Source organism: Ensifer sp. GW823-FHT05D09, from assembly GCF_058795755.1.
Map to the genome: position 1 here is coordinate 141,520 of NZ_JBXAIA010000002.1, position 24,684 is coordinate 166,203.

At 61.5% G+C, this 24,684-nt stretch carries 24 protein-coding genes; 20 read left to right on the forward strand and 4 right to left on the reverse strand.

Annotated features, from left to right (window positions below; genetic code table 11):
- Positions 1-41 precede the first annotated feature (41 nt).
- From AC1Q80_RS06445 to AC1Q80_RS06495, 11 genes are all read left to right on the forward strand, one after another.
- Positions 42-362, forward strand: coding sequence for an FtsB family cell division protein (locus AC1Q80_RS06445; RefSeq protein ID WP_173419805.1), 321 nt, complete (start codon positions 42-44; stop codon positions 360-362).
- A gap of 136 nt (positions 363-498) precedes the next feature.
- On the forward strand, positions 499-1,545 hold the full coding sequence (gene pdhA, locus AC1Q80_RS06450; protein ID WP_077498343.1) for a pyruvate dehydrogenase (acetyl-transferring) E1 component subunit alpha: 1,047 nt from the start codon (positions 499-501) through the stop codon (positions 1,543-1,545).
- Between the two features lie 17 nt (positions 1,546-1,562).
- Entirely contained in the window at positions 1,563-2,945 is a 1,383-nt protein-coding gene (locus AC1Q80_RS06455; protein WP_492359950.1) for a pyruvate dehydrogenase complex E1 component subunit beta, read from the forward strand.
- Between the two features lie 15 nt (positions 2,946-2,960).
- On the forward strand, positions 2,961-4,313 hold the full coding sequence (locus tag AC1Q80_RS06460; RefSeq protein WP_492359951.1) for a pyruvate dehydrogenase complex dihydrolipoamide acetyltransferase: 1,353 nt from the start codon (positions 2,961-2,963) through the stop codon (positions 4,311-4,313).
- Positions 4,314-4,379: 66 nt separating this feature from the next.
- Positions 4,380-5,021, forward strand: coding sequence for an SGNH/GDSL hydrolase family protein (locus AC1Q80_RS06465; RefSeq protein WP_492359952.1), 642 nt, complete (start codon positions 4,380-4,382; stop codon positions 5,019-5,021).
- A gap of 1 nt (position 5,022) precedes the next feature.
- Positions 5,023-5,604, forward strand: a complete 582-nt coding sequence (locus AC1Q80_RS06470) for a GNAT family N-acetyltransferase (protein ID WP_492360359.1) — start codon at positions 5,023-5,025, stop codon at positions 5,602-5,604.
- An 18-nt stretch (positions 5,605-5,622) separates the two neighbouring features.
- Complete coding sequence (lpdA, locus tag AC1Q80_RS06475; RefSeq protein WP_492359953.1) at positions 5,623-7,068, forward strand: dihydrolipoyl dehydrogenase; 1,446 nt, start codon at positions 5,623-5,625, stop codon at positions 7,066-7,068.
- A 74-nt stretch (positions 7,069-7,142) separates the two neighbouring features.
- Positions 7,143-7,394 (forward strand): GlsB/YeaQ/YmgE family stress response membrane protein, encoded by a 252-nt coding sequence (locus AC1Q80_RS06480; protein WP_492359954.1) that lies wholly within the window; start codon positions 7,143-7,145, stop codon positions 7,392-7,394.
- 134 nt (positions 7,395-7,528) lie between these two features.
- Positions 7,529-8,500 carry a lipoyl synthase gene (gene lipA / locus AC1Q80_RS06485; protein ID WP_492359955.1) on the forward strand — a complete coding sequence of 324 codons (972 nt, stop codon included), beginning with the start codon at positions 7,529-7,531 and terminating at the stop codon, positions 8,498-8,500.
- An 89-nt stretch (positions 8,501-8,589) separates the two neighbouring features.
- Positions 8,590-9,180 (forward strand): P-loop NTPase family protein, encoded by a 591-nt coding sequence (locus AC1Q80_RS06490; RefSeq protein WP_492359956.1) that lies wholly within the window; start codon positions 8,590-8,592, stop codon positions 9,178-9,180.
- A 9-nt stretch (positions 9,181-9,189) separates the two neighbouring features.
- Positions 9,190-9,639 (forward strand): type II toxin-antitoxin system RatA family toxin, encoded by a 450-nt coding sequence (locus AC1Q80_RS06495; protein ID WP_492359957.1) that lies wholly within the window; start codon positions 9,190-9,192, stop codon positions 9,637-9,639.
- Here the strand turns inward: AC1Q80_RS06495 and AC1Q80_RS06500 are convergent.
- Positions 9,627-10,124 (reverse strand): CinA family protein, encoded by a 498-nt coding sequence (locus AC1Q80_RS06500; protein ID WP_492359958.1) that lies wholly within the window; start codon positions 10,122-10,124, stop codon positions 9,627-9,629. The genes AC1Q80_RS06495 and AC1Q80_RS06500 overlap by 13 nt on opposite strands.
- Positions 10,111-11,334 carry a bifunctional 2-C-methyl-D-erythritol 4-phosphate cytidylyltransferase/2-C-methyl-D-erythritol 2,4-cyclodiphosphate synthase gene (locus AC1Q80_RS06505; RefSeq protein ID WP_492359959.1) on the reverse strand — a complete coding sequence of 408 codons (1,224 nt, stop codon included), beginning with the start codon at positions 11,332-11,334 and terminating at the stop codon, positions 10,111-10,113. Before AC1Q80_RS06505 ends, AC1Q80_RS06500 begins: the two co-directional genes overlap by 14 nt.
- 149 nt (positions 11,335-11,483) lie before the next feature.
- Between AC1Q80_RS06505 and dusB the strand changes: the two genes are divergently transcribed.
- The 9 genes from dusB (at position 11,484) to hflX (ending at position 23,020) form a co-directional block, all read left to right on the forward strand.
- Positions 11,484-12,512 carry a tRNA dihydrouridine synthase DusB gene (gene dusB / locus AC1Q80_RS06510; RefSeq protein ID WP_492359960.1) on the forward strand — a complete coding sequence of 343 codons (1,029 nt, stop codon included), beginning with the start codon at positions 11,484-11,486 and terminating at the stop codon, positions 12,510-12,512.
- The gene (locus AC1Q80_RS06515) at positions 12,509-13,666 is read left to right on the forward strand and encodes a two-component system sensor histidine kinase NtrB (RefSeq protein WP_173419819.1); all 1,158 of its coding nucleotides are present in this window, start codon (positions 12,509-12,511) and stop codon (positions 13,664-13,666) included. The genes dusB and AC1Q80_RS06515 overlap by 4 nt, the downstream gene beginning before the upstream one ends.
- A complete protein-coding gene (gene ntrC / locus AC1Q80_RS06520) occupies positions 13,663-15,117 on the forward strand; it encodes a nitrogen regulation protein NR(I) (RefSeq protein ID WP_077498331.1) in 1,455 nt (484 codons plus the stop codon). The genes AC1Q80_RS06515 and ntrC overlap by 4 nt, the downstream gene beginning before the upstream one ends.
- Positions 15,118-15,330: 213 nt before the next feature.
- The gene (locus AC1Q80_RS06525) at positions 15,331-17,601 is read left to right on the forward strand and encodes a sensor histidine kinase NtrY-like (RefSeq protein WP_209792895.1); all 2,271 of its coding nucleotides are present in this window, start codon (positions 15,331-15,333) and stop codon (positions 17,599-17,601) included.
- On the forward strand, positions 17,591-18,955 hold the full coding sequence (gene ntrX, locus AC1Q80_RS06530) for a two-component system response regulator NtrX (RefSeq protein ID WP_077498329.1): 1,365 nt from the start codon (positions 17,591-17,593) through the stop codon (positions 18,953-18,955). The genes AC1Q80_RS06525 and ntrX overlap by 11 nt, the downstream gene beginning before the upstream one ends.
- 52 nt (positions 18,956-19,007) lie before the next feature.
- Entirely contained in the window at positions 19,008-20,384 is a 1,377-nt protein-coding gene (gene trkA / locus AC1Q80_RS06535; protein ID WP_173419821.1) for a Trk system potassium transporter TrkA, read from the forward strand.
- 15 nt (positions 20,385-20,399) lie between these two features.
- Complete coding sequence (locus AC1Q80_RS06540; protein WP_209792897.1) at positions 20,400-21,263, forward strand: D-amino-acid transaminase; 864 nt, start codon at positions 20,400-20,402, stop codon at positions 21,261-21,263.
- Positions 21,264-21,373: 110 nt separating this feature from the next.
- On the forward strand, positions 21,374-21,616 hold the full coding sequence (gene hfq / locus AC1Q80_RS06545; RefSeq protein ID WP_003535434.1) for an RNA chaperone Hfq: 243 nt from the start codon (positions 21,374-21,376) through the stop codon (positions 21,614-21,616).
- A 78-nt stretch (positions 21,617-21,694) separates the two neighbouring features.
- Complete coding sequence (gene hflX, locus AC1Q80_RS06550) at positions 21,695-23,020, forward strand: GTPase HflX (protein WP_209792899.1); 1,326 nt, start codon at positions 21,695-21,697, stop codon at positions 23,018-23,020.
- 30 nt (positions 23,021-23,050) lie between these two features.
- On the opposite strand, the gene mazG is transcribed toward hflX, so the two are convergent.
- Positions 23,051-23,884: a nucleoside triphosphate pyrophosphohydrolase gene (gene mazG / locus AC1Q80_RS06555; protein ID WP_209792901.1), complete on the reverse strand. Its 834-nt coding sequence runs from the start codon at positions 23,882-23,884 to the stop codon at positions 23,051-23,053.
- Positions 23,885-23,888: 4 nt separating this feature from the next.
- The gene (locus AC1Q80_RS06560) at positions 23,889-24,476 is read right to left on the reverse strand and encodes a nucleoside deaminase (RefSeq protein ID WP_173419825.1); all 588 of its coding nucleotides are present in this window, start codon (positions 24,474-24,476) and stop codon (positions 23,889-23,891) included.
- Positions 24,477-24,684: the final 208 nt, after the last annotated feature.

Consider the following 24,684-nt stretch of genomic DNA (forward strand, 5'->3'; position numbering starts at 1 on the left):
CGCTAGTCTCTATTCCGTAATGCGTATCAGGGTGTGACGGGATGTGGACACGGCATCATAAGAAACGGAAACTGGGCCGGCTGGTGCTGCCGCTGATCGCGGTCGCCTTTCTCTCCTATTTCGGCTATCATTCCATTCATGGCGGCTACGGCTTGAAGGCGACGGAACAATTCGATCGCCAGATCGTTGAGCGGCAGGCACGGCTGGACGAGCTCACAAAGCAGCGTACGACTCTCGAAAAAGAGGTCCAGCTGATGAGCGACGGTTCGCTGGAGCGCGACATGCTGGATGAGAAAGCTCGCCTCGCGCTCAACATGTCGCGGAGCGACGAAATCGTTATTTTCCACCGCATGACGAATTAACCGAAATTCGGTTAATTGATATTCCGTGTTTAAATTCAATAAGTTACGCGGAATGTGAGCCATGCAAATATGGCATTGCTGTGGCGCTTTTCTTTCCCTATGGTAACCCTCAAAGGCTAACCATTGGGAGGAATGAATGGCTCCGCGAAAAAACGCGTCCGTCTCCAGCCGTAAGACCGCAGCAAAGCCGGCCAAGAAGGACTTGAGCGGCGGCAATATCGCCGACTTCACCAAGGAAGACGAACTGAAGGCCTATCGCGAAATGCTGCTCATCCGGCGTTTCGAGGAGAAGGCCGGCCAGCTCTACGGCATGGGCTTCATCGGCGGCTTCTGTCACCTCTACATCGGTCAGGAAGCTGTCGTCGTCGGCATGCAGATGGCTTTGAAAGAGGGTGACCAGGTCATCACCGCCTATCGTGACCACGGCCACATGCTGGCTTGCGGCATGAGCGCCCGCGGCGTCATGGCCGAACTCACGGGTCGTCGCAGCGGTCTTTCCAAGGGGAAGGGCGGCTCGATGCACATGTTCTCCAAGGAAAAGCATTTTTACGGCGGTCACGGCATCGTCGGCGCCCAGGTGTCGCTCGGTACCGGTCTGGCCTTTGCCAACCGTTACCGCGGCAACGACAATGTCAGCGTCGCTTACTTCGGTGACGGTGCGGCCAACCAGGGCCAGGTCTACGAAAGCTTCAACATGGCGCAGCTGTGGAAGCTTCCGGTGATCTACGTGATCGAGAACAACCGCTACGCGATGGGCACCTCGGTGACGCGCGCCTCGGCGCAGACCGATTTCTCCAAGCGCGGCGTTTCCTTCGGCATCCCCGGATTCCAGGTCGACGCCATGGACGTTCGCGCCGTCAAGGCGGCTGGCGACGAGGCAGTCGAGTATTGCCGTTCCGGCAAGGGCCCGATCATCCTGGAAATGCAGACCTACCGTTACCGTGGTCACTCCATGTCCGACCCGGCGAAGTATCGCTCCAAGGACGAAGTGCAGAAGATGCGGTCGGAGCACGATCCGATCGAGCAGGTGAAGGCGCGTCTGGCTGAAAAGGGCTGGGCGAGCGAGGACGAGCTGAAGCAGATCGACAAGGACGTCCGCGATATCGTCGCCGACAGCGCCGATTTTGCCCAGGCTGATCCGGAGCCGGATGTATCCGAGCTCTACACCGATATCCTGCTTTGATCCGGGGAGGCTCAAACATGCCAGTAGAAATTCTCATGCCCGCCCTTTCCCCGACGATGGAGGAAGGCACGCTCTCGAAATGGCTGAAGAACGAAGGAGACAAGGTCTCCTCCGGCGACGTCATTGCCGAGATCGAGACTGACAAGGCCACCATGGAAGTGGAAGCCGTCGACGAAGGCACGATCGGCAAGCTGTTGATTGCTGCCGGCACCGAAGGCGTCAAGGTCAACACGCCGATCGCGGTCCTGCTGCAGGATGGCGAAGGCGCTGGCGATATCGCCGCACCGAAGGCGGAAGCGCCGAAGGCTGCTGCCGCTGCAAGCGAAGCACCGGCCGCCGCCGCATCCGCGCCGGCACCGGTCGCTGCTCAGCCGAAGGTCGAAGTTGCCGCCGATCCTGCCATTCCGGCCGGCACCGAGATGGTAACGATGACCGTGCGCGAAGCGCTGCGCGACGCCATGGCAGAAGAAATGCGTGCCAGCGACGACGTCTTCATCATGGGTGAGGAAGTCGCCGAGTACCAGGGCGCCTACAAGATCACGCAAGGGCTGCTTCAGGAATTCGGCGCCCGTCGCGTCATCGACACGCCGATCACCGAGCACGGCTTTGCCGGCGTCGGCGTCGGCGCTGCCATGACCGGGCTGCGCCCGATCGTCGAGTTCATGACCTTCAACTTCGCCATGCAGGCGATCGACCAGATCATCAACTCCGCCGCCAAGACGCTCTACATGTCCGGCGGCCAGATGGGCGCCCCGATCGTGTTCCGCGGCCCGAGCGGTGCTGCTGCCCGCGTCGCAGCGCAGCACTCGCAGTGCTATGCCGCCTGGTACAGCCACATCCCGGGCCTCAAGGTGGTCATGCCTTACACGGCAGCCGACGCAAAGGGCCTGCTGAAGGCGGCGATCCGCGATCCGAACCCGGTCATCTTCCTCGAAAACGAGATCCTCTACGGTCAGTCCTTCGAAGTTCCGAAGCTCGACGATTTCGTTCTGCCGATCGGCAAGGCGCGGATCCACAAGGTCGGCAAGGATGCCACCATCGTTTCCTTCGGCATCGGCATGACCTACGCGGTCAAGGCGGTTGCCGAGCTTGAAGCGCAGGGTATCGACGTCGAATTGATCGACCTTCGCACCATCCGCCCGATGGATCTGCCGACGGTCATCGAATCGGTCAAGAAGACCGGCCGCCTCGTCACCGTCGAGGAAGGCTACCCGCAGTCTTCCGTGGGCACCGAGATCGCGACCCGCGTCATGCAGCAGGCATTTGACTACCTTGACGCCCCGATCCTGACGATCGCCGGCAAGGATGTGCCGATGCCTTACGCCGCGAACCTCGAGAAGCTCGCGCTTCCGAACGTCGCAGAAGTCGTCGATGCGGTGAAAGCCGTTTGCTACAAATAAGGGGAGGGCCCTTCGATGCCTATCAACATCACAATGCCTGCCCTCTCCCCGACGATGGAAGAAGGCAATCTGGCCAAGTGGCTGGTCAAGGAAGGCGATAAGGTCAAGTCCGGCGACGTGATCGCCGAGATCGAGACCGACAAGGCGACGATGGAAGTCGAGGCTGTCGACGAAGGCACAGTTGCCAAGCTCGTCGTTCCCGCCGGCACCGAAGGCGTCAAGGTCAATGCGCTGATCGCAGTTCTGGCCGCCGATGGCGAAGATGTCGCCGCGGCCGCCAAGGGCGGCAATGGTGCAGCCGCAGCACCAGCACCAGCCGAAAAGAAGGAAGAGGCAGTCGCAGCACCTGCAGCCGCGGCCGCTCCGGCACCCGCCGCAGCGCAAGCCGTGGCGGCAGCGCCGCAGGCGGCAAAGGCCGAGACCGGCGCCCGTGTCTTCTCGTCGCCGCTCGCCCGTCGCCTTGCCAAGGATGCCGGCATCGATCTCTCGGCCATCACAGGCTCTGGCCCGCATGGTCGTGTGGTCAAGAAGGACGTCGAAACGGCAGTTGCCGGTGGCGGTGCCAAGCCGGCGGCAGCACCCGCAACGGCCGGTGCTGCAGCTCCCGCTGCCGCGCCGCTTGCCAAGGGCATGTCGGAAGACGCCGTCCTCAAGCTGTTCGAGGCTGGCTCCTACGAGCTCGTGCCGCATGACGGCATGCGCAAGACGATCGCCAAGCGGCTGGTCGAATCCAAGCAGACCATCCCGCACTTCTACGTCTCGGTCGACTGCGAACTCGACGCGCTTCTGGCGCTGCGTGCCCAGCTCAACGCTGCATCCCCTGAAAAGGACGGCAAGCCGGTGTACAAGCTCTCGGTCAACGACATGGTGATCAAGGCTCTGGCGCTTGCCCTGCGCGACGTTCCGGATGCCAACGTCTCCTGGACCGACAGCAACATGGTCAAGCACAAGCATGCCGACGTCGGTGTTGCCGTGTCGATCCCGGGTGGCCTGATCACGCCGATCGTCCGCCAGGCGGAGCTGAAGAGCCTGTCTGCCATCTCCAACGAGATGAAGGACCTCGGCAAGCGCGCCAAGGATCGCAAGCTGAAGCCCGAAGAATACCAGGGCGGCACCACGGCGGTCTCCAACATGGGCATGATGGGCGTCAAGGACTTTGCTGCCGTCGTCAACCCTCCGCATGCCACGATCCTTGCGGTCGGCGCCGGCGAGGAACGCGTCGTCGTCAAGAACAAGCAGATGGTCATCGCCACTGTCATGACCGTCACGCTTTCGACCGACCATCGTTGCGTCGATGGCGCGCTCGGTGCCGAATTGCTCGGAGCCTTCAAGCGCTACATCGAAAACCCGATGGGCATGCTGGTCTGAGTTGGATAAGGACCGGCCTTCGGGCCGGTCCGTTCCTTTTCGCGCAGCCGAAGGCGGGCCCGGACGATGAAAACAGTTCTCTGCTACGGTGACAGCCTAACCTGGGGCTACGATGCCACGGACGGCGGCCGTCATGCGCTTGCCGATCGCTGGCCCAGCGTCCTGCAGATGGCACTGGGTTCGGACGTCCAGATCATTGCCGAAGGTCTGAATGGCCGCACGACCGCCTATGACGATCACCTCGCCGATTGCGATCGCAACGGCGCCAAGGTGCTGCCGACTATTCTCCACAGCCATGCGCCTCTTGATTTGATCATCCTGCTTCTCGGCGCAAACGACATGAAGCCGATCATTCATGGGACAGCCTTCGGCGCCGTGAAGGGTGTCGAGCGCCTGGTCAACCTCATTCGTCGGCACGACTGGCCGGTCGAGGGTGAGGGCGGGCCGGATATCCTGATCGTCTCGCCACCGCAGCTTTGTGAAACCGCCAATGCGGCCTTCGGTGCAATGTTCGCCGGTGGCGTCGATCAGTCGGGCATGCTGGCGCCGCTTTATCGCGATCTGGCCGATGAACTCGATTGCGGGTTCTTCGACGCGGGATCGGTTGCAAGGACGACACCGCTCGACGGCGTGCACCTGGATGCGGAAAACACCCGCGCGATCGGCCGTGGCCTCGAGCCGGTCGTTCGGATGATGCTCGGTGTCTGAGATGGCGGACAACGTCACCATCAGACCGGCGGAACGAAAAGAGGCGGCGGAGATCGCTGTTCTCGTCGATATCGCCTCGCACGGCTTTGCCGCCTGGCTCTGGTATGGTGCGGTTCTCGGCGGGGCGAGCGACACGGCCTTCGAGCGCGGTCGCAACAAGCTGCGTGAGGATGTCGGACCGGGAAACTGGCGCGACGCCGTCGTTGCCGATGTCGAGGATGAAATTGCAGGCGTTTCGATCGGCTACGGTATCGACGCGTCAGCGGTGGAGCCCGAAGCAAAGCATGCCGTGATCGAACCGCTGCTGGTTCTGCAGCGGCAGGTGGTTGGCCACTGGTTCGTCGACAGTTTGGGCGTCTACCGTCACCGGCGTGGTCGCGGCATCGGACGCAGATTGCTTGCACATGAAATTGCACGCGCCGGCTCGGCGCCGGTGAGCCTGATCACCGAAAGCCACAATGAAACGGCGCAGGCGCTTTACAGGAAAAACGGCTTTGAAGAGAGGGCCCGGGCTGAGGCCGTACCGCTCTTCGAAGGCAGCAGAAAACACGACTGGGTGCTCTTCACCCGCAAGGTCGCTTGAGACAAAGGCAGGAAACACATGGCTGAGAATTACGACGTCATCGTCATCGGTTCGGGTCCAGGGGGCTATATCGCCGCCATTCGTGCGGCACAGTTGGGTCTCAAGACCGCGGTCGTCGAGCGCGAGCACCTGGCCGGCATCTGCTCCAACTGGGGCTGCATTCCGACCAAGGCGCTGCTGCGCTCGGCCGAAGTGCTGCACTACGCCCAGCATCCGGGCAGCTATGGCATCAAGATCGAAGGTGCCGTGACGCCGGACCTGAAGGCGATCGTCGCCCGCTCGCGCGGCATTGCCGAACGCATGAATGGCGGCGTCGGCTTCCTGATGAAGAAGAACAAGGTCGACGTGATCTGGGGCGAAGCCAAGCTGACGAAGCCCGGCGAAATCGTCGTCGGCAAGTCGACGAAGCCGGCCGTCCAGCCGCAGGCGCCGTTGCCGAAGAACACCAAGGGCGAGGGCACCTACACCGCCAAGCACATCATCATCGCCACTGGCGCTCGTCCGCGCGCGCTTCCCGGCATCGAGCCGGACGGCAAGCTGATCTGGACCTATTTCGAGGCGATGAAGCCGGAGGAAATGCCGAAGTCGCTGCTGGTCATGGGCTCTGGCGCCATCGGTATCGAGTTTGCCTCGTTCTACCGCACCATGGGTGTTGACGTGACGGTCGTCGAAGTCATGCCGAACGTGATGCCGGTCGAAGATGCCGAGATCTCGAACATTGCCAAGAAGCAGTTCGAAAAACAGGGCATGAAGATCCACCTCGAAGCCAAGGTGACGAAGGTCGAGAAGGGTGCGAATTCGGTCACCGCCCATGTCGAGATGAAGGACGGCAAGGTCGAGAAGATCACCGCCGACCGCATGATTTCCGCCGTTGGCGTTCAAGGCAATATTGAGAACCTCGGCCTCGAGGCGCTGGGGATCAAGACCGACCGCGGCTGCATCGTCATCGATGGCTACGGCAAGACCAATGTTGCGGGCGTCTACGCCATCGGTGACGTTGCCGGCCCGCCGATGCTTGCACACAAGGCCGAACATGAGGCCGTCATCTGCGTCGAGAAGATCGCCGGCCTGCCGAACGTCCACCCGATGGACAAGCTGAAGATCCCGGGCTGCACCTATTGCCACCCGCAGGTCGCCTCGGTCGGTCTCACCGAAGCCAAGGCGAAGGCCGAAGGCCGCGAGATCCGCGTCGGTCGCTTCCCCTTCGTCGCCAACGGCAAGGCGATCGCGCTTGGCGAAGACCAGGGCATGGTCAAGACGATCTTCGACAAGAAGACCGGCGAACTCTTGGGCGCGCACATGGTCGGCGCCGAGGTGACCGAACTGATCCAGGGCTTCGTGGTCGCCATGAACCTGGAGACGACGGAAGAAGACCTGATGCACACGATCTTCCCGCATCCGACGATCTCGGAGACGATGAAGGAAAGCGTGCTCGATGCCTATGGGCGCGCGCTGAACGCCTAATCCAAAAGGCTGACGCCGGAACTTTTTGGCGCCATCCGGCATTGAGGACTTGTCCTCAATGAACGGAGATTACCATGAGCTTGAACGGCGTCGGCATTCTGGCTGCGATCATCATCGGCGGGTTGGCCGGATGGCTCGCGGAGCGGTTCATGAACAGCGATATGGGGCTGTTCATGAACATTGCGCTCGGCATCATCGGTGCGGTGGTGCTGAATTTCATTCTGGCGGCCTTCGGCATGGCCTTTGCCGGCTGGCTCGCCTACCTGGTCATCGGCTTTATCGGCGCCTGCCTGCTGATTGCCGTCGGCCGCGCTGTCAAGCGATAGCCTGCGACGCTTTCTTTACGAGCGGTCGGGCCGTCGAGCAAAAGGTGGCCTGACATTTCGCGTCTGGCCATCTATATAGATCGAAAAAGGGGCTGCCGGCACGACGCCGGGCCCGCCGCGACGAGGAAGACAGTATGGTAACGGTGTTCGATGCCGTCTCTGACCGGGCGCAACGCGTCCGCCATCCGGAAAAGGCCCACAAGCCCGATACCGAAATGCTGCGCAAGCCGGAGTGGATCCGCGTCAAGGCGCCGACTTCAAAGGGCTACCAGGAAACCCGTGAGCTGGTGCGCTCGCACAAGCTGGTCACGGTCTGTGAAGAAGCCGGCTGCCCGAACATCGGCGAGTGCTGGGACAAGAAGCACGCCACCTTCATGATCATGGGCGAGATCTGTACCCGCGCCTGCGCCTTCTGCAATGTCTCGACCGGCAAGCCGAATGCGCTCGACATGGCGGAACCCGAAAATGTCGCCAAGGCCGTCAAGCAGATGGGCCTTTCCCATGTCGTTATCACTTCCGTCGACCGCGATGATCTGCCGGATGGTGGCGCCGAACATTTCGAGAAAGTGATCTGGGCGATCCGTGCGGCTTCGCCGGAAACCACGATCGAAATCCTGACGCCGGACTTCCTGAAGAAGCCTGGCGCGCTGGAACGCGTCGTCGCCGCCAAGCCAGACGTCTTCAACCACAACATGGAAACGGTGCCGGGCAACTATCTGACCGTCCGTCCGGGCGCGCGCTATTTCCACTCCATCCGCCTGTTGCAGCGCGTGAAGGAACTCGACCCGACGATGTTCACCAAGTCCGGCATCATGGTCGGCCTCGGTGAGGAGCGCAACGAAGTGCTTCAGCTGATGGACGACCTGCGTACCGCCGACGTCGACTTCATCACCATCGGCCAGTATCTGCAGCCAACCCGCAAGCACCACAAGGTCGAGAAGTTCGTGACCCCTGAGGAGTTCAAATCCTACGAGACGGTCGCCTACACCAAGGGCTTCCTGATGGTCGCCTCCAGCCCGCTGACCCGCTCCTCGCACCACGCCGGCGACGATTTCGCCCGCCTGCGCGAAGCCCGCGAAAAGAAGCTGGCGGCTGCGGCCGGGTAAGGCCGGGGCATATCGAGACAACAGGAACTCCGGCCTTGGCGCCGGAGTTTCGCTATTTGTCGTCCTTCCCGAAACGTCCGGGAATTCCCATGGATCAGCCGTCAGGACCGATTGCGGTGAATTATGTCGAAGATGTCGTGGGTGCTGACTGCATCCGCAACGCTCGACGTATCCTCGTGGTCGGGTGCTCCGGCGGCGGCAAGTCGACGCTATCCCAGAAGCTCGCTCGACATTACGACCTGACCTACATCTCGATCGATCGCGATATTCTGTGGCTTCCCGGCTGGGAGCAACGCGATCGGGCCGAGCAACGCCTACGTATCGCCGAGAGGATTGCCGGCGATCGCTGGGTCATGGATGGCACCGGCCCGTCCACGTTCGATCTCCGTGTGCCGAGAAGCGATGTGGTGATCTGGGTGCGCATGCCGCGGATTCTCTGTGTCTGGGGTGTCGTCACGCGGTGGATGAAATATTTCGGACGCACCCGCCCGGAAATGGCGCCGGGCTGTCTCGAGAAGGTCGACTGGCAGTTCCTCGAATTCATCTGGACCTTCGAGGAAAGGTTTTCGCCGCGTATCGTCGCAGGCCTCGCCGAACATGGCCCTGGAGTGCCGGTTCTGCAGTTGAAATCGCGTCGCCAGATGCAGAGGCTTCTTGATCTTCTCGGTCTGCCCGCTTAACTCCCCTCTATGCCGCAATTCGAAACCAACCACGTCGTCAAGCACACGGCCGATCAGATGTTCGATCTCGTCGCCGATGTCGAACGGTATCCTGAGTTCCTGCCGCTCTGTGAGGCGCTGAGCATACGCTCGCGCAAGGAGAGGGATGGTAAGGTGCTACTGCTCGCCGACATGACCGTCGGTTACAAGGCGATCCGCGAGACCTTCACGACGCAGGTGCTGCTGAACAAGGCCGAGCGCGTCATCGAGGTCAAATACATCGACGGCCCGTTCAAGTATCTCGACAATCGCTGGCGTTTCGAGCCGGCGGGCGAGGGCCAGTCGTCGGTGCATTTCTACATCGACTACGAGTTCAAGAGCCGCATCCTCGGGGCGCTGATGGGTTCGATGTTCGATCGCGCCTTCCGCATGTTCTCCGACGCTTTCGAAAAGCGCGCCGACAAGATCTACGCCGTCTGAGCGATTTCGCTCAGCATCTCCAGCGCAGTTCGGATGGTCGCCAGCCGCACGGCGTCGCGACCGATATCGCCGTAGCGCATTTCACGGTGGAGCGCGGTGCCGTTGCGGCCCGTCGCCGACAGATGCACCAGTCCAACAGGTTTTTCCACCGACCCGCCGCCTGGGCCGGCAATACCGGTGACGGCGACGGCAAAGTCAGCCTCGGAGTGCAAAACCGCGCCACGCACCATCTCAATGGCCGTCTGTCGTGAGACGGCACCATGCGCGGCAAGCGTTGCCGGATCGACGCCGAGCATCTGGATCTTGGCGTCGTTGGAGTAGGTGACGAAGCCGCGGTCGACGACCGCCGACGATCCGGAAATTTCCGTCAGAGCACCTGCTATCAGCCCGCCGGTGCAGGACTCGGCCGTTGCCACCTTGAGGCCACGCGTGGTGAAATCGACGATGATCCTGGCCGCCGCCGCCTGAATGTCATTCGGCCACATCTTGGGTGTCTCCTGCCGTGTAGACAACAGTTGCCGTCGCGATTGCAGCGATGCCCTCGTCGCGGCCGACGAAGCCGAGCCGCTCGTTTGTCGTCGCCTTGACCGAGCAGCGGTCGAGATCGATGCCGAGCATATCGGCAAGGTTCTCTCGCATCGCCTGGCGATGCGGGCCGACCTTCGGTGCTTCGGCAATCAACGAAATATCGGCATTGGTAATGGTGCCGCCGCGCTGACGCACGATCTTTGCTGCATGTTCGAGGAAGATGCGCGATGGCGCCCCTTTCCACTGCGGGTCGGATGGCGGGAAGTGATCGCCGATATCGCCGGCGCCACAGGTGGCCAAGAGCGCATCGGTGAGCGCATGCAGCGCGACGTCGGCATCGGAATGGCCGGAGAGCTTCTTGGTGTGCGGGATGAGCACGCCGCAAAGCGTGACGCCATCGCCTTCGACCAGCTGGTGCACGTCATAGCCATTGCCGGTGCGGACATCCGGAATGAGATGTCGCTTGAGTTTTTCGTCGGCCATGGCGATGTCCCTTTTCAGTGTGAGCTTGACGTTGTCGACCGTGCCTTCGACGAGGACCACCGGGATGCCTGCCCATTCGGCGATCGAGGCGTCGTCGGTAAAATCCGTCCGCCCGCTGCTGGCTGCGCCCCGGTGGGCGTCGAGGATGGTCGTGAGGTCGAAGGTTTGCGGCGTCTGTGCCGCATGAAGGTGATTGCGCGAAACGGTTTCGGTCACCATGCCGGCGGCATCGGCGCGCTTCAGCGTATCCGACACGGCAATTGCCGGCAGCACGGCGCGCGCTCCCTTCGCCACCGCTTCCGCGCAGCGCGAGAGCAGGGCATGATCGGCAAACGGGCGCACGGCATCGTGAATCATGACGTAGCGTGAGCCGGTTGCTGCTACGGCTTCCAGGCCTGCCAGCACCGATTGCTGTCGGGTTGCGCCGCCGTGAACGACGATCAGGGCGCGTGTCGGCGATCGCCTGCGCGCCGCTGCCAACAGATCTTCATCGTCAGGATGGATCACAACGACGATCGGTCCAGTCCCCGGCCATGTCGCGAAAGTGTCAAGCGTATGGGCGATAACCGGCTTGTCGCCGATGGTGCGGTACTGTTTCGGCCCCTCGGTCGACTGTCCCGCGCGTTCGCCGCGCCCTGCTGCAACGATCACAATGCCGCAGGAAAGCTGTTCTTCAGGCTGCATCTTCTGTATGTGGTCCCGGATTTCGCCAATCTTCGCCGTGATGTACCGCGAAGGTCCGCGCTTTGCCAGCCGAACAGGGAAATTTGCCCGACGCTTCGAAATCGCTTGGCAAGCCAGAGAACAATGTCTAAAAATAGTGCAAGAACAACATGTGCCTGAAAGATATGCATTTGCCAGCTCCGGCTTTGTCATCACCGCTTCGGATCGGGAATATCGAAATCCGCAACCGGGTGGCGCTCGCCCCGATGTCAGGTGTCACGGACCTGCCATTCCGCACTTTGGCCTGGCGCTTCGGTGCGGGGTTCGTTGTGACGGAAATGGTAGCGAGCCGCGAACTGGTCGGTAACGCCTCGGAATCCTGGGCGAGGCTGAAGAACTCCGGCATCAAGCCGCATATCGTCCAGCTGGCCGGACGCGAGGCGCATTGGATGGCCGAGGCGGCCAAGATTGCCGCCGCCAACGGCGCCGATATCATCGATATCAATATGGGTTGCCCGGCAAAGAAAGTGACGGGCGGCTATTCCGGCTCGGCGCTGATGCGCGATCCCGATCACGCTCTGTCTTTGGTCGAGGCGACCGTCAACGCGGTCGATGTGCCGGTCACTTTGAAGATGCGGCTCGGCTGGGACGAGAACTCGATCAACGCGCCGCTGATTGCCAGGAGGGCGCAGGAGGCCGGTGTCCAGGCGATCACCGTGCATGGCCGCACCCGCATGCAGTTCTACACCGGCAAGGCCGATTGGGACGCGATCCGCGCCGTGCGCGACGTCGTGACTGTGCCGCTGGTCGCCAACGGCGACGTCGATACCGTCGCGGATGCGCAGGAGATCCTCCGGCGGTCCGGCGCCGACGCCGTCATGGCTGGGCGGTCCTCGCAGGGCCGTCCCTGGCATGTCGGCGTTCTCGCCGGTGCTGCAGGCCATCCTGACCAGGCGGAGATCGCCGACATTTTCGTGGAGCACTATGAAATGATGCTCGAATTCTACGGTGCCGACACGGGCTTGAGGCATGCACGCAAGCATGTCGGCTGGTACTTGGACCGTTTCGCATCCGATCTTGCCGGGTCGGAGAAGGGAGCGATCCTGACGTCGACCGATCCCAAATCCGTCGCCGCGCGCGCCTCGGAGGCCATTCGCAGTTCGCATGCGCCCCTCGCAAGCGAAGGGATCGCGGCATGACGGACAAGCCCAACACGCCGGAAGCCATGGCTGCTGCCAACGGGCTGTCGATGGCCGTTCTGAATGCCATTCAGAACCCGGTAATTCTCGTCGATCAGAATGGCCTGGTCGCCTTTGCCAATTGGGAAGCCGAATCCTTCTTCGGCGCCAGCGCCAATCATCTCGCCCGCCACGATATCAGCGCCTTCATCCCGTTCGGCAGTCCGCTTCTGACGCTGATCGAGCAGGTGCGCGAGCGCAAGGCACCGGTCAACGAGTATCGCGTCGACCTGAGTTCGCCGCGGCTGGGTGCCGACAAGTTGGTTGATCTCTACGTGGCACCGGTGATTTCGGAGCCCGGCTCCGTCGTGGTCGTGTTCCAGGAGCGGTCGATGGCCGACAAGATCGATCGCCAGTTGACGCATCGCGCGGCGGCGCGCTCGGTCACTGGCCTTGCCTCGATGCTGGCGCATGAGATCAAGAACCCGCTTTCCGGCATTCGGGGTGCGGCGCAATTGCTGGAGACCTCCGTCAACGACGAGGATCGGGCGTTGACCCGGCTGATCTGTGACGAGACCGACCGGATCGTATCGCTGGTCGATCGCATGGAAGTGTTTTCCGACGAGAGGCCGGTCGATCGCGTGCCGCTCAACATTCACTCGGTGCTCGATCACGTGAAGGCGATCGCACGGGCCGGTTTTGCGCGCCGGATCAAGGTGACGGAAAACTACGACCCGTCCCTTCCGTCCGTCTTTGCCAACCGCGACCAGCTCGTGCAGGTGTTTCTCAATCTCATCAAGAATGCGGCGGAAGCGATCGGCGATCGGCCGGAAGGCGAGATCATGCTGACGACCGCCTACAGGCCCGGCATTCGCCTTTCGGTCGCCGGCACCCGCGAGAAGATCTCGCTGCCGCTGGAGTTCTGCGTACACGACAACGGCCCGGGCGTTCCCTCCGACCTGCTGCCGCACCTGTTCGACCCGTTCATTACCACCAAGACCAACGGTTCAGGCCTTGGGCTGGCGCTTGTCGCCAAGATCATCGGCGGGCATGGCGGCATCGTCGAATGCGACAGCCAGCAGAACCGCACGACTTTCCGCGTCCTGATGCCGGCCTCAAAGGGGCAGGCGGCGGATGAAGACGACATGCCTATGACAAAAGGAAACATTGCATGACGGGCGCCACGATCCTCGTCGCGGATGACGACGCAGCCATTCGCACCGTGCTCAATCAGGCGCTGAGCCGCGCCGGCTACGATGTCCGGATTACGTCGAACGCAGCGACGCTCTGGCGTTGGATTTCCGCGGGCGACGGTGACCTTGTTGTCACCGACGTGGTCATGCCCGACGAGAATGCCTTCGATCTTCTTCCGCGCATCAAGAAGGCGCGACCGGACCTGCCGGTCCTTGTCATGAGTGCGCAGAACACCTTCATGACGGCGATCAAGGCTTCCGAGAAAGGCGCTTATGACTACCTGCCGAAGCCCTTCGATCTGACCGAGCTGATTGGCATCATCGGCCGGGCGCTGGCCGAGCCGAAGCGACGCCCGGCGAAGATCGACGACGATTCGCAGGATGGCATGCCGCTGGTTGGTCGCTCCGCAGCGATGCAGGAAATCTACCGCGTTCTCGCCCGCCTGATGCAGACCGATCTCACGCTGATGATCACCGGCGAATCCGGCACCGGCAAGGAGCTGGTGGCGCGGGCGCTGCATGACTACGGCAAGCGCCGCAACGGCCCTTTCGTTGCCATCAACATGGCGGCGATCCCGCGCGACCTGATCGAATCGGAACTGTTCGGTCACGAAAAGGGGGCCTTCACCGGCGCGCAGACACGTTCGACGGGTCGTTTTGAGCAGGCCGAAGGTGGAACGCTCTTCCTCGACGAGATCGGCGACATGCCGATGGACGCACAGACGCGGTTGCTGCGCGTGCTGCAGCAGGGCGAGTATACGACGGTGGGCGGACGCACGCCGATCCGCTCCGATGTGCGCATCGTCGCTGCAACCAACAAGGATCTGAAACAGTCGATCAACCAGGGTCTCTTCCGCGAGGACCTGTATTACCGGCTGAATGTGGTGCCGCTGCGCCTGCCGCCGCTGCGCGATCGTGCGGAAGACATTCCCGATCTCGTACGCCATTTTGTCCAGCAGGCCGAAAAAGAAGGCCTGGACGTCAAGCGTTTCGATCAGGAAGCGCTGGAGCTGATGAAGGCGCATCCGTGGCCGGGCAACGTGCGCGAGCTCGAAAACCTCGTGCGACGACTGACCGCCCTTTACCCGCAGGATGTCATCACGCGGGAGATTATCGAAAACGAACTGCGGTCGGAAATCCCCGACAGCCCCATCGAAAAGACGCAGGCGCGCAACGGCTCTCTTTCGATCTCGCAGGCGGTTGAGGAGAACATGCGGCAATACTTTGCCAGCTTCGGGGACGCGCTTCCCCCAAGCGGTCTTTACGAGCGGGTGCTCGCCGAGATGGAGTATCCTCTCATCCTTGCCGCTTTGACGGCGACGCGAGGAAATCAGATCAAGGCCGCAGATTTGCTCGGCCTCAACCGCAACACGCTGCGCAAGAAGATCCGCGAACTCGGCGTCTCTGTGTATCGCAGCTCACGTACGGCTTGACTTGGCCGCAACCACCGTTGCATTTTCGCCACAATGCGTTGCTTGAACGTGTTATGACCGCCGAATCGAGCGGTGTTGCGCTGCTTTGCCTGGCCTTGGGGGCTGTGGCTGATGCGCAACAGCTCCGGTTGACGGTCCGGTCAATACCTTGACCCGGGATGTGCGTGAGAATTGCTGGTGTCGATAGGCGCCGGTCGAGGGAACGTTTTTTACATGGTGGATGCAATGGCCTTGCCGCTGGGCACAGATGACGGATTGGCGGCGCACGACCGTCGCGCGTCCTTTGCCTTACCGGGCCTCATGCTGGCGATCGGCGCACTCGTCTGCGCCACTCTGTCTCTGCTCGTTCTGCTTGGGCTGACGCCGATTCGGCTGGAACGCAACATTTTCATCGCCTGTGCCGCGATCAACGGACTATTTGTCGTCGGCCTGATCTATCTCATCGTTCGCGAAATTCTCAGGCTGCTGCGGGCGCGTCGCAAGGGGCGGGCCGCCGCGCGGCTTCATGTCCGCATCGTCGCGCTGTTTTCGATCGTCGCCATCACGCCCGCCATTCTGGTCGCGATCTTCGCCAGCATAACGCTCGATGTCGGACTTGACCGCTGGTTTTCGCTGCGCACGCAGGCGATCGTCCGGTCGTCGATCAGCGTCGCCCAGGCCTATGTGCTGGAGAATGCCAGCTATCTCCAGGGTCAGACCGTTTCGATGGCCAATGATCTTGAGCGCAACCGGCAACTCTACAGCCTCGACCGCACCGGCTTTACTGAACTGGTGACGCGCCAGGCCAGAGGGCGCGGCATGCTCGGCGCGTTCCTCGTGCGGGCAGACGGCAGCGCCATTCTGCAGGCCAACATCTCGACGGAAAAACCCCTGCCGGCCATCCCGCCGGATGCGCTCAAAAGCTCGGTTTCCGGACAGCCGACATTGATACCGCCCGGGATTACCAATCTGGTGGGTGCGGTGATCCCGCTTGACGATATTCCCGGCACCTATCTCTACACCGTTCGCAACGTCGATCCGGAAGTGATGCGTTCGCTGCGGCTGATGGAAGAAAACACGGCGGAGTATAAGACGCTCGAAGCCGGGCGCGCCTTTACGCAGATTGCCTTCGGTGTGCTCTATATCGGCTTTGCCCTGATCGTGCTTCTGGCGGCCATCTGGACGGCGATCGCCGTCGCCGACCGCATCGTTCGACCGATCCGCCAGCTGATCGGGGCCGCCGACAGCGTTGCGGCTGGTAATCTCGATGTCGTAGTGCCGGTGCGTGCCGTCGATGGCGACGTCGGCAATCTTTCGCGTACGTTCAACAAGATGGTTTCGGAAATCCGCACCCAACAGGAGCAGATCCTTGAGGCCAAGGATGAGGTCGACCACCGACGGCGTTTCATCGAGGCAGTTCTTTCGGGCGTCACGGCAGCGGTCATCGGCGTCGGCCGCGACCGGCAGATCACCATCGCCAATTCCTCTTCGGAGGAGTTTCTGAAGAAGACCGCTCCGGATCTGCTCGGTGCGGATCTGCGCGTGGTTGCGCCTGAGATCGAAGAAGTGCTGGTCGAAGCGGAAAGCCGCTACCGCAACAATTTCCGCAAGCAGATCAACATTATGCGCGGAGGAACCGAGCGCACGCTGAACATCCAGGTGACGCGCGAAGAAGGCGGCGAGGCAAACGAGTCCTACGTCATCACCATCGACGACATCACGGATCTTGTCATTGCGCAGCGCTCCACCGCCTGGGCCGATGTGGCGCGCCGTATCGCACACGAAATCAAGAACCCGCTGACGCCGATCCAGCTCTCGGCAGAGCGCCTGAAACGTCGCTATGGCAAGCAGATCGATCAGGAAGACAAGGCCGTCTTCGATCAGTGCACCGATACGATCGTAAGGCAGGTCGAAGATATCGGTCGCATGGTCGATGAGTTCTCCGCCTTTGCCCGCATGCCGAAGCCGACGAAGGAGAAGGTGGATCTGCGCGCAATTTTGAAGGACGCCGTGTTTCTGCGCGAGATGGGCAACAACCACATCCGCTTCATCCGCGAGTTCGGCGACGAGCCGCTCCAAGGCATGTTCGATGGCCGCATGCTCGGACAGGCCTTTGGCAATATCGTCAAGAATGCCGTGGAGTCGATCGAGGCGGTGTCGACTGACGCTGTTCGTGGCGAGCCGACAGTGCTCGTGCGTGCGCAGCAGGATGGAGCCGCCGGCCGGCTAGTCGTCGATGTCATAGACAACGGCAAGGGCCTGCCGACCGAGAACCGGCATAGAATATTGGAACCGTATATGACGATGCGCGAGAAGGGCACGGGCCTCGGGCTCGCGATCGTCAAGAAGATCATTGAGGACCATGGCGGACAATTGGAATTGCACGACGCACCGGCCGATTTCGATGGCGGCGTTGGAGCAATGATCCGCGTGATCCTGCCGCCTGCCGGAGAAGCCGCGGGCGAAGACACTTTGAAGGGTAAGGGTACGAGCGATGGCCGCTGACATTCTGGTTGTAGACGATGAGGAAGACATCCGCGAGATCGTCTCCGGCATCCTGTCCGACGAGGGGCACGAGACCCGAACGGCTTTTGATAGCGACAGTGCGCTGGCGGCGATCAGCGACCGCGTGCCGCGGCTCGTCTTTCTCGACATCTGGATGCAGGGCAGCCGCCTCGACGGCCTCGCCCTGCTCGACGAGATCAAGGCGCGCCATCCCGATTTGCCGGTGGTGATGATTTCGGGGCACGGCAATATCGAAACGGCGGTCAACGCCATCAAGCGCGGCGCCTATGATTTCATCGAGAAGCCGTTTAAGGCTGACCGCCTGATCTTGATTGCCGAGCGCGCGCTCGAGAACTCCAAGCTGAAGCGCGAAGTCTCGGAGTTGAAGAAGAAGTCGGGCGATCCGGTCGAACTGATCGGAACCTCCGTTGCCGTCTCGCAGCTCCGCCAGACCGTCGAAAAGGTCGCGCCGACCAACAGCCGCATCATGATCCAGGGGCCGTCCGGCTCCGGCAAGGAGCTGGTGGCGCGCATGATCCACCGCAAGTCGACCCGCTCGACCGGTCCGTTCGTGGCCCTGAACGCCGCGGCGATCACGCCCGACCGCATGGAGATCGCGCTTTTCGGAACCGAGGGAACGCCGGGGCAACCGCGCCGTACCGGTGCTCTCGAAGAGGCACATAGCGGCATCCTCTATCTTGACGAAGTCGGCGAAATGCCGCGCGAAACGCAGAACAAGATCCTGCGGGTTCTCGTCGATCAGCAATTCGAGCGGGTCGGCGGCACGAAGCGCGTCAAGGTCGACGTCCGCATTATCTCCTCGACGGCCTACAACCTCGAAAACATGATCTCCGAAGGCCTCTTCCGCGAGGATCTCTTCCACCGGCTCGCGGTCATCCCGGTGCGGGTGCCGGCTCTGGCCGAGCGCCGCGAGGATATTCCGTTTCTTGTCGACATGTTCATGCGCCAGGTCAGCGAGCAGGCAGGTATCCGCCCGCGCAAGATCGGCGACGATGCGCTTGCGGTGTTGCAGGCCCACGATTGGCCCGGCAACATTCGCCAGCTCCGCAACAATATCGAACGGCTGATGATCCTGGCTCGCAGTGACGGCCCGGATACGCCGATCTCGGCCGACATGCTGCCGACCGAAGTTGGCGATACCTTGCCGAAGATCTCCGCGCAGGGCGACCAGCACATCATGACGCTGCCGCTGCGCGAGGCTCGCGAAATGTTCGAGCGGGATTATCTGATCGCTCAGATCAACCGATTCGGCGGCAACATTTCCCGCACGGCCGAATTCGTTGGCATGGAGCGGTCGGCGCTTCACCGCAAGCTGAAGTCGCTGGGCGTTTGAGCGATAGATTTCTTCTGGCTGACGGCCGCCTGTACCTTGGTGAAAGAACGACATGAAGGTGATCATTTGTGGTGCGGGACAGGTCGGCTACGGCATCGCCGAACGGTTGGCCCAGGAAGACAATGACGTCTCGGTGATCGACACATCGGCGGCGCTCATTGCCAACATTACCGAAAGCCTCGATGTGCGTGGCTATGTCGGCCACGGCGCCCACCCGGATGTGCTGGCGAAAGCCGGTGCCGATCAGGCCGACATGTTGATCGCGGTCACGCTGTTCGACGAGGTCAACATCGTCGCCTGTGAGGTGGCGCATGCGATCTTCAATGTGCCGACCAAGGTCGCCCGTATCCGCGCTCAGAACTATCTGGCGCCGGAATACGCCAACCTTTTCTCCCGCGAGAACGTGCCGATCGATGTGACCATTTCGCCGGAAGTCGAAGTCGGGCGCTTGGTGCTGCGGCGCATCTCGTTCCCGGGCGCGACGGATGTCGTACGCTTTGCCGACGACCGGATCGCGATGGTCGCGATCGAGTGCATGGAAGACTGCCCGGTGGTCGACACGCCGCTGCAGCAGTTGAGCGAACTGTTTCCCGATCTGCAGGCAACGGTCACCGGCATCTTCCGCAACGGCAAGCTGATCGTGCCGCATTCGTCGGATCAGTTGCAGACCGGCGACCTTGCCTATGTCGTCTGCGACCGCGACCATGCGCGCCGCACGCTGGCTCTGTTCGGCCACGAAGAGCAGGAAGCGCGCCGCATCGTCATTCTCGGCGGCGGCAATATCGGCTATTTCGTCGCCAAGGCGATCGAGGAAAACCAGCCGAGGACCCGCGTCAAGCTGATCGAGAACGATCGAGACCGTGCGGTGATGATGGCCGACAAGCTCAGCAACACTGTCGTTCTCAACGGTTCGGCGATGGATCAGCGCATCCTGATGCAGGCCGACGTGCAGGATGCAGACCTGGTGGTGGCGCTGACCAACAACGACCAGATCAATATCCTCGGCAGCATGATGGCAAAACGGCTCGGCGCCAAATCGACGCTGGTTTTGATCAACGAACCGTCCTACCAGGATTTCGCGGGAACGGCCGGTGTCGATGCCTATATCAACCCGCGTGCGGTGACGATCTCGCGCGTGCTTCAGCACGTGCGCAAGGGTCGTATCCGCTCGGTCTATGCCGTCCAGAAGGGCACGGCTGAAGTGATCGAAGCCGAAGCGCTGGAAACCTCGCCACTGGTCGGAAAAGCACTGCGGGAGCTGGATCTGCCCGATGGCATTCGCATCGGCGCGCTCTACCGGGACAAGACATTCATCCGCCCGCACGGCGACACCAAGATCAAGGCTAGGGATCGCGTCGTGCTCTTTGCCGCCGCCGAGGCCGTCCGCCACGTCGAACAGCTCTTCCGCGTCAGCATCCAGTTCTTCTGAGGTCAAACAAACGCCATGCCGAGAATTGCCTATGTCAACGGCGCCTACGTGCCGCACGCCGATGCTGCCATCCATATCGAAGATCGTGGCTACCAGTTCGCGGACGGGGTCTACGAGGTCTGCGAGATCCGTCATGGCTTCATCGTCGATCTGACCCGCCATCTCGACCGCCTTGGTCGATCGCTGAGTGAACTTCGCATCGACTGGCCGATGAGCCGTGCGGCGCTGACCCATGTCATTCGTGAAGTCGTGCGCCGCAACCGGGTGCGAAACGGCCTGTTCTACATGCAGGTCACGCGCGGTGTCGCTCGCCGCGATCATGTCTTCCCGGCAAAAGACACCGCGCCGACGATCGTGGTGACGGCAAAGCGTACCGATACGGCGGCAATCGCCCGGAAGGGCGCCGAAGGCATCTCGGCGATAACGGTTCCGGAGAACCGCTGGGATCGGGTCGACATCAAGTCCGTCGGTCTTCTGCCGAACGTGCTGGCCCGCCAGAAGGCCAAGGAGGAGGGCGCCCAGGAGGCGATCTTCGTCGATCCTGATGGCACGGTGAAAGAAGGTGCTGCGACCAATGTCTGGATCGTCGATCGCGACGGCGTCCTGCGTACGCGCCCGGCCGATCACGGCATTCTCAGGGGTATTACCCGCACGACGCTGATGGACGTGGCCAGGCCCCTTGGCATCAAGATCGAGGAACGGGCCTTCTCAGTGGACGAGATGCTCGCAGCGCGCGAGGTCTTCATCACGGCCGCAACGAGCATCTGTTTTCCGGTCGTTTCCATCGACGGCAAACCGATCGGCAACGGTCATCCAGGAAGCATAGCACAGAATATTCGTGAAGCCTTTTTCGACGTTGCGGAAAAGACATTGATTTGATACCAAACTGACAGAGGCGTCGGGGGAAGGGTACTTGTGACGCCTCTGATTGAAAAAATAGACAAAATGCACCGGCGCGCGACGCCGGCAAATAAGAAAGAATCGGCGCGATGGCGGAACGTTCTCAGAACTTGCAGGATCTTTTCCTTAATACGGTCCGCAAACAAAAGATTTCTCTGACAATTTTTCTTATCAACGGCGTCAAATTGACGGGCGTTGTCACGTCATTTGACAATTTCTGTGTGTTGTTGCGCCGCGATGGTCATTCGCAGCTCGTCTACAAGCACGCGATCTCGACCATCATGCCGGGCCAGCCGCTGCAGATGTTCGAGAACGAAGAAGCCGCATCCTGACGGGACGTAAGGCACATTACCAAACGGGATTCAAAGTCGTCGTCGATCATTCCGGAGCTTGAAACGCTCCGCGACGACATGCGCGCAGTCGTCATCGTGCCGGTTCTGAAAAAGACCGGCCGGCAGACGGCTGAAACTCTTTCTGCGACCAGCACCCGCACCGACGAAAGTCGGCTCGAGGAAGCAGCCGGCCTTGCACGGGCGATCGACCTTAACGTCGTTCATGGGGCCATCGTATCGGTGGCACAGCCAAAGCCAGGCACGCTTCTCGGCACCGGCAAGATCGAGGAGATCGGTCACATCCTCGTTGAACAGGATGCTGGCCTGGTCATCGTCGACCACCCGCTGACCCCGGTGCAGCAGCGCAATCTGGAAAAGGAATGGAACGCCAAGGTCATCGACCGGACGGGCCTCATCCTTGAGATCTTCGGACGCCGCGCCTCCACCAAGGAAGGCACGTTGCAGGTTGATCTCGCACATCTCAACTATCAGAAGGGCCGGCTCGTCAGGAGCTGGACTCACCTCGAGCGTCAGCGCGGCGGTGGCGGCTTCATGGGCGGCCCGGGCGAAACCCAGATCGAAGCGGACCGGCGCTTGCTGCAGGACCGTATCGTCAAGCTTGAGCGCGAACTGGAACAGGTTCGCCGCACACGGCAATTGCACCGCTCCAAGCGCAAGAAGGTGCCGCATCCGATTGTGGCACTCGTCGGCTACACCAATGCCGGCAAGTCGACGCTTTTTAACCGAATGACCGGAGCCGGCGTGCTGGCTGAGGACATGCTGTTTGCAACGCTCGATCCGACGTTGCGACGGCTGAAGCTGCCGCAAGGCCGCATGGTGATCATGTCCGACACGGTTGGCTTCATCTCGGATCTGCCGACGCATCTTGTCGCGGCCTTCCGTGCGACGCTCGAAGAGGTGCTTGAAGCCGATTTGATCCTGCATGTCCGCGATCTCTCCGATCCCGACAATCAGGCGCAGGCAAGCGACGTTCTGCGCATCCTTGCCGATCTCGGGATTGACGAGAAGGAGGCTGCGGCCCGGCTTGTCGAGGTCTGGAACAAGATCGACCGGCTTGAGCCGGAAGCGCGTGAGGCCTTGACGAACAAAGCCGCAAGCTCTGAGAACACCGTGGCCGTCTCGGCGATTACCGGTGAGGGCGTTGATGGGCTGCTGGCCGAGATCGGCCGTAGGCTTTCCGGTGTCCTGACAGAATGCACCGTCGTTCTCGGTGTCGATCAGTTGCAGCTTCTGCCCTGGGTCTACGAACATGCCATCGTCGACGGTCGCGAAGATCAGGAGGACGGCAGCGTCAGTCTCGATCTGCGTCTGACGGAAAACGAGGCTGTGGATCTGGAGCGGCGTCTCGGCAACGGGCCGAAGCCCGCCGCGGAAGACTGGTAAGACATTGCAACTGAGGCGCGGATCGTCGCCTCAGGTCAGTTGCCGTTCGATGGCCTTGGCCGCCTGCCACAGCTCTTCCATCCGTTCCAGCGTGGCTTCCTCGAGCGTTTCTCCGTGCGCTTCAAGCTCGTGCTCGATATGGGCAAAGCGTCGGCGGAACTTGGTATTGGTGCCGCGCAGCGCCATTTCCGGATCGGTGCCGACATGGCGGCCGATGTTCACGACCGCAAAGATCAGATCGCCGAGTTCATCGGCCACCTTCGCACGGTCCCTCTCCTTCAACGCCTGACGCAACTCTCCGATCTCTTCCTCGATCTTGTCGAGGATCGGCTCCGGCTCCGACCAGTCAAAGCCGACCTTGGCGGCGCGTTCCTGCAGTTTCAGCGCTTCCACGAGGGCAGGGAAGCTGCGCTGGATCGAACCCAGATGACTGGCAGCACCATCGTGCGGCAAACCCCGGTTGGCGCGCCGCGCCTGACGTTCGGCCTTTTCGGCCTGCTTGATCTCGTCCCACTGGGCCTTGACTGCTTCCGGAGTGTCCGCGTCCGAACGGGCAAAGACGTGCGGGTGGCGGCGGATCATCTTGGCCGTGACGGCCTCGACGACATCGCCGAAGGCGAACTCGCCGGCCTCTTCGGCCATGCGGGCATGAAACACCACCTGCAACAGCAGGTCTCCCAGCTCGTCGCAAAGGTCATGCATGTCGCCGCGCTCGATCGCGTCGGCAACTTCGTAGGCTTCTTCGATGGTATAGGGCTTGATCGTCTCGAACGTCTGGACGACGTCCCACGGGCAGCCGGTTTCCGGCTGCCGCAGTGCTTCCATGATATCGAGAAGGCCCTTGATGTCGCGTGATGGTTTCATGAGATCAATTCAACGGAATGGCGTTGTCGCTTTTGCCCGACTGGTAACTGTCGGACAGGCGCTGATAACAGTCACGGATGCGAGCATCCTGGGCTGCAAGCTTCTCCTGCGTTGCCTGGTCGGCGTCCCTGGCGAGCGCTGCGATCGACGATGACGTCCAGAACGCATTGTTCTGTGCGTAGCCGCCTGGCTCAAGACGAAACACCTCCTTGAGAATCTTCAGGTCGTGCGGGATGGAAAAGCTGTCGCGCGAATCTTCGTGGCTGAAGAAGTAGTAGAAATTGTCAAAGCCCGCCCAGGTGATTGCCGACAGACACATTGAGCAGGGCTCGTGCGTCGAAAGGAAGATCAAGTCGTGTGTATCAGGTTTTTCCGCCAGCTCGTAGAAACGCTTGAGTGCGTGTACTTCGCCGTGCCAGAGCGGATTTTCCGTCTCGTTGTTCGTCTCGGCGAGAACGAGAGAAAGATCGGACTTGCGCAGGATCGCCGCGCCAAACACCTTGTTGCCGGCGGCCACACCCTTTTCCGTCAGGGGCAGGATATCCTGTTCGATCACATCGAGCAGCCGTTCGGCCAGTTCGGATTGCGTCATGTCTTCAGTCTCCGGCAAATGCGTTGCGGCATTTAACGGAGGTTGCCCCTTGGGCGCAATGGCTGCCGACAGCAGGTATTGCGCAACAGTCCCGGAGATATTTGCTCAAAATGCCGCGTGGTCGAGCAAAACAATACGGGACCTCAAAGCCATTGAAATTTCTGTTTCTTCAATTGCTGTGGGCTATGCGGGATATTGAGCGGAGCCT